This is a genomic window from Bradyrhizobium sp. NBAIM08, assembly GCF_020193935.1.
Classification (GTDB): Bacteria; Pseudomonadota; Alphaproteobacteria; order Rhizobiales; family Xanthobacteraceae; genus Bradyrhizobium; species Bradyrhizobium yuanmingense.
The window spans coordinates 1-6,110 of the sequence record NZ_JADYVR010000033.1; the positions used below are offsets into that span (position 1 = coordinate 1).

Sequence of the window (6,110 nt, forward strand, 5' to 3'; positions counted from 1 at the left end):
GTCGCCGCAAGGTGCGGTCGAGACGGCGCTGGCGCAGATCTGGGCCGAGCTCCTTGGTGTCGAGCGCATCGGGCGCAACGACCACTTCTTCGAACTGGGCGGCCACTCGCTCTTGGCCGTGCAGATGTCGAGCCGGCTGTCACAGGCTGTCGGGGTCGAACTGCCACTGTCGACGCTGTTCGCAAGGCCAGTGCTGAGTGACCTGGCGGCAAGCATCGTCGAGCTGTTGAGCCGCTCCGGTCCGCACGAGCTGTCGTCGATTGCAGCCGTGTCGCGTCATGAGCCGCTTGTGCTGTCGTTTGCGCAGCAGCGGCTATGGTTTTTGGCTCAGCTGAACGAAGGCAGCACGAACTATCACATTCCGCTGGCCTTGCGATTGCGCGGGATGCTCGACCGCAGCGCCTGGCAGCGCAGCCTTGACCGTCTGTTTGCGCGTCATGAGGCGCTGCGCAGTGTGTTTGTCGCGACCCAAGGCAAGCCCGGGGTTGAGGTTCTGCCGCCGGACGCGGGTCTGCCGATAGTTGAGCATGATCTGCGGGAGAGATCGGATGCGGAAGCGGCATTTTTGGATCTGTGCCATGAAGAGGGGCGCACGCCATTCGATCTTGCGCGCGGTCCGCTGATCCGCGGGCGGCTGATCCGCATCGCCGACGAGGAACACGTCTTCCTACTGACCCAGCATCACATCGTCTCGGACGGTTGGTCGATGGGCGTGCTGCTGCGTGAACTTAGCCAGCTCTACCGGGCATTCGAGGCTGGGCAGGACGACCCTCTGCCGCCGCTTGCGATCCAGTATCCGGATTACGCCGCCTGGCAACGTCAATGGCTGTCGGGGGAACGGTTGCAGAAGCAGGCGCAGTATTGGCGCAGCGCCCTGGCAGGCACAGCCCGTCTTGTCTTGCCGACGGACCATGCGCGGTCTGCCCAGCAGTCGTTTGCCGCGGCCACGGTCCCGATCACCGTCGATGCGGATTTGACGCGGGAGTTGAAGCGGCTGAGCCTACAGCATGGCACGACGTTGTTCATGATGGTGCTGGCGGCCTGGGCGGCGGTGCTGTCGCGTCTGTCCGGGCAGAACGATCTTGTGATTGGCGTGCCGAGCGCCAATCGGGGGCACCGCGAGATCGAAGAGCTGATCGGGTTCTTCGTCAACACCCTGGCGCTTCGGCTGGACCTGTCGGGCAAGCCGCGCGTGTCGGAGCTTCTGGAGCGGACGCGGCGCACGGTGCTGGCTGCGCAGGAGCATCAGGACCTGCCGTTCGAGCAGGTGGTGCAGATCGTGCAGCCGCCCCGGGCTCTTGATCACACGCCATTGTTCCAGGTGATGCTGGCCTGGGAGAACAATGCGGTTGGGTCATTGGACCTGCCGGGGCTGAGTGTCGAAGCTGCCGGGGAGGAGATTGATCAGGTCGAGTTCGATCTGGAGCTGAGCCTTGGTGAGCAGGGCGAGGAGATCGCCGGAACACTGGCTTATGCCACGGCGCTGTTTGATCAGGCGACGATCGAGCGGCAGCGTGGTTATCTGCTGGCGCAGCTGCGGGCGATGGTTGCCGATGCGCAGCAAGAGGTCCACCGGATTGAGCTGCTCTCGACTGCCGAGCGCACGTATCTGCTGGAGGAGCTGAACCGGACGGCGGCGCCGTATCCTGCGGAGCGGTGCATCCACGAGCTGTTCGAGGCGCAGGTGCACAAGGCGCCGGATGCGGTGGCGGTGGTCTGCAAAGATGAGCGGCTGATCTACGGCGAGCTCAATGCGCGGGCCAACCGCCTGGCGCATCACCTGATCGCCCTCGGGGTCAGGCCGGACCAGCCGGTTGCGATCTGCGTCGAGCGCAGTCCGATGATGGTGGTGGGGCTTTTGGCGATCCTGAAGGCCGGCGGAGCGTATATGCCGCTGGACCCCGCCTATCCGTCGGCGCGGCTGCATCAGGTGCTCGACGATGCGGCCCCGCCGCTGCTGCTGGCCGATGTGGCTGGCCGTGCCGCCTTCGGCGCGGATGTGCCGGCCATTGTGAGCGTGGTGGAGCTCGATGCTGCGGCGCCGGCCTGGGCCAGCCTGCCGGAAGCGGATCCTGACCGGCGCGCGCTCGGCCTGACCTCCCGCAACCTCGCCTATGTGATCTACACTTCGGGATCCACGGGCACGCCCAAAGGGGCACAGAATGAGCATCGGGCTATCGTTAATCGCCTGATCTGGATGCAGAACGCCTATGGTCTGAAGCCAACAGACGTCGTGTTGCAGAAGACGCCATTAAGCTTCGATGTCTCGGCCTGGGAGTTCTTTTGGACTTTGCTTGAAGGGGCAACGCTGGTACTGGCCCCACCCGGTGCGCACAGAGATCCCGATGCATTGGTCGACTTGATCGTCAGCCAGCACATCACGACGGTTCACTTCGTGCCATCCATGCTGGTCAGCTTTTTGGATGCGAAGAGTGTTGACCGCTGCACATCGCTGCGGCGGGTTTTATGCAGCGGCGAGGCGCTCCCTGCCGCCAGTGTGTATAGGGTTCGGCGCGTATTGCCCTGGACGGCCCTGCACAATCTCTACGGTCCGACTGAGGCCGCGATCGACGTTACATCCTGGAGCTGCCCGGCTGAGTTTGATGAGGCCATCGTCCCGATTGGCCGTCCTATTGCCAACACGCGGGTCTACTTGCTGGATGGTCATGGCGGGCTGGTGCCGTTCGGTGCGGTGGGCGAGCTCTGCATTGGCGGGGCGGGGGTGGCGCGGGGCTACCTCAACCGCCCTGAGCTGACAGCGGAGCGGTTCATCCCCAGTCCCTTTGTCGAGGGCGACCGGCTGTACCGGACCGGCGACCTGGCACGCTACCTGCCGGATGGCAATCTGGAGTTTTTAGGCCGCAACGACGAGCAGGTGAAGATCCGCGGCTTCCGGATCGAACCGGGCGAGATCGTCGCGCGGCTTTGCGGCCACCCCTGCGTGCGCGAGGCGGTGGTGGTGGCGCGCGAGGATGGTCGCGGCGAGCAGCGCCTCGTTGCGTATGTCGTTGCCGCCGAAGCTGAGGAATCTGATCTTGCCGGCGGTTTGCGGGCGCATGTGAGTGCGGGGCTGCCGGACTACATGGTGCCGAGTGCGTTCGTGCGGCTGGCGGCGCTTCCGCTGACGCTGAACGGTAAGCTCAATCGAAACGCGCTGCCGGCCCCGGGCGACGAGGCGTATGCGCGCCGGACCTACGCGCCGCCACAGGGCGAGACGGAGACGGTGCTGGCGCAGATCTGGGCCGAGCTGCTGGGGCTGGAGCGGGTCGGACGGCACGACAACTTCTTCGAACTGGGAGGGCACTCGCTCTTGGCGGTGCAGATGATCGAGCGTCTAAGGCGGCGGTCACTGCGCATCGAGGTGCGCACCTTGTTCGTCAAGCCGGTGCTGGCTGATCTGGCTGCAAGCCTGGGCCGCCATCACGAGGTGGCGGTCCCGGCCAACCTGATCACCGAGCGAAGTGCGGCGATCACGCCGCAGATGTTGCCGCTGATTGAGCTGGCCCAGGGCGAGATCGACCGGATCATCGCCACAGTGCCCGGCGGGATTTGCAACATCCAGGACATTTACGGCCTGTCGCCGCTGCAGGACGGCATCCTGTTCCATCATCTGTTGGCGGCAAAGGGCGATCCGTACCTGCTGGTATCGCAGATGGCGTTTGACGAGCGTGGGCTGCTCGATCGCTATCTTGCCGCGGTCCAGCGGGTGGTGAATCGGCACGACATTCTGCGCACCTCGTTCGTCTGGGAGGGCCTGTCGCGCCCGGCCCAGGTGGTGTGGCGGGAGGCGCGACTGGAGGTGATCGAGGTCGAGCTGGATGGCGCTCATGGTGCTGGCGCCGCGCAGCTTAAGGAGCGGTTTGATCCGCGCCAGCACCGCATCGAGCTTGGCCGAGCACCACTGCTGCGATTTATGATTGCGCGCGAGCCCGGCAGCGCGCGCTGGCTGCTGCTGGAGCTGCAGCATCATCTGATCGGGGATCACACGACGCGGGACGTGATGCATGCTGAGGTCCGGGCCGAGCTGGAGGGGCGCCAGCATGAGCTGACGGCGCCGCAGCCATTCCGCAATCTGGTGGCGCAGGCGCATCTACGCCGTGATGCCAAGGCCGATGAAGCGTTCTTTCGGGAGCTGCTGGCCGACATCGACGAGCCGAGCACGCCGTTCGGCTTGCGCGAGGTGCGCGGCGACGGCAGCGGGGTTCGAGAGGCGCAGCGGATGCTGCCGTCAGCGCTCCAAGCGAGGCTGCGCGAACAGGCACGGCGGCTGGGCGTGAGTCTGGCGAGCCTGTGCCATCTGGCGTGGGGACAGGTGGTGGCGCGCAGCAGCGGCCGCGAGCAGGTGGTGTTCGGCACGGTGCTGTTAGGCCGCCTGCAGGGCAGCGCTGGCGCCGACCGCACGATGGGGCTGTTCATCAACACCCTGCCGCTGCGGCTTGATCTTGATGGGACAGCGGTCGAGGCGAGCGTGCGAACCACGCACGCCCGGCTGGCCGAGCTCTTGGCGCACGAGCAGGCCTCGCTGGCGCTGGTACAGCGCTGCAGCGCTGTTGCGGCGTCGGCGCCGCTGTTCAGCACGTTGTTGAACTACCGTCACAACACGGCGCCGGCTGTGCCCGGCTCCGGGATGGATGATGTCTTGTCGGGCATGGAATGGCTGGGTGGGGAGGAACGCACCAATTATCCGCTGACCCTGTCGGTGGAGGATTTTGGCGAGGCGCTGGGCCTCACTGTGCAGGTGGCGGAGCCTATCTCTGCGGATCGGATCTGCGGCTACATGCAGCGGGTGCTCGAGGAGCTGGCAAAGGCGCTGGAGCATGCCCCGGATACGCCGGTACGCGAGTTGGACATCTTGCCAGCTGAAGAGCGCACCTATCTGCTGGAGGATCTGAACCGGACGGCGGAGGCCTATCCATCGGACCTGTGCGTCCATGAGCTGTTCGAGGCGCAGGTGCAAAAGGCGCCGGAGGCGGTGGCGCTGGTCTGCGAAAACGAGCGGCTGAGCTATGGCGAGCTCAACGCGCGGGCCAACCGGCTGGCGCATCACCTGATCGCCCTCGGGGTCAAGCCGGACCAGCCGGTTGCGATCTGCCTCGAACGCAGTCCGGCGATGGTGGTTGGTGTCTTGGCGATCCTCAAGGCTGGCGGTGCCTATCTGCCGCTGGACCCAGCATATCCCAGCGAGCGGCTGCATCAGGTTGTCGACGATGCCGCGCCGCGGCTGCTGCTTTGCGACGTCGTCGGTCGCGCAGCACTCGGTCTCGAGGTGCTGACCGATGTGACGGTCATCGATGTGGAGACGGCCACGCCCGCCTGGGCCGAACGGGCGGCTTCAAACCCTGACCGGCGCACGCTTGGCCTCACATCGGGCCATCTCGCTTATGTGATCTACACCTCAGGCTCAACCGGAACCCCAAAGGGGGTCATGGTCCAGCATCAAGGGTTGGTCAATCTGCTGTCGGCTCAGGTCGGCCTCTTTGGCGCTTCTTCCAACAGCCGCGTCGTGCAGTTCGCCTCCATTGCTTTTGATGCAAGCGCTTGGGAGCTTGTTATGGCGTTTGGCTCCGGAGCCGCTTTGCACTTGCCTGCGGAAGAGATCCGTCAAGCGAGTAACAAGCTATCGGATTATCTGCAAAGCGAAGCCATCACCCACGCGACATTACCCCCAGCGTTGCTTCAGACAAACAAGGATCCGAAATGTTTGGCTGTGCAAGCTCTCGTTCTTGCTGGAGAGCTGCCGAAGCCAGAACTCATCCGAAGTCTGGCCCCAACATCAATTGTCAATGCTTACGGCCCGACCGAGGCAACAGTCTGTGCGACGATCTGGACTTGCCCGGCTGATTTTAATGGGTCATTGGTCCCGATCGGGCGCCCAATCGCCAACACGCGTGTGTACTTGCTGGATGGCCATGGCGCGCCCGTGCCGTTCGGCGCGGTGGGTGAGCTTTACATTGGCGGGGCGGGGGTGGCACGGGGCTACCTGAACCGCCCTGAGCTGACCGCGGAGCGGTTCATCGCCAGTCCCTTTGTCGAGGGCGATCGGCTGTACCGGACCGGCGACCTTGCACGTTATCTGCCGGACGGCAATCTTGAGTTCCTGGGCCGCAACG

Annotated in this window: 1 protein-coding gene; it reads left to right on the top strand. The window is 64.9% G+C overall.

Annotated elements, in window-relative coordinates; genetic code table 11:
* Nucleotides 1-6,110 (top strand): non-ribosomal peptide synthetase (locus I6F37_RS38180; RefSeq protein WP_225154111.1); only part of this gene is annotated, 6,110 nt, incomplete at both ends.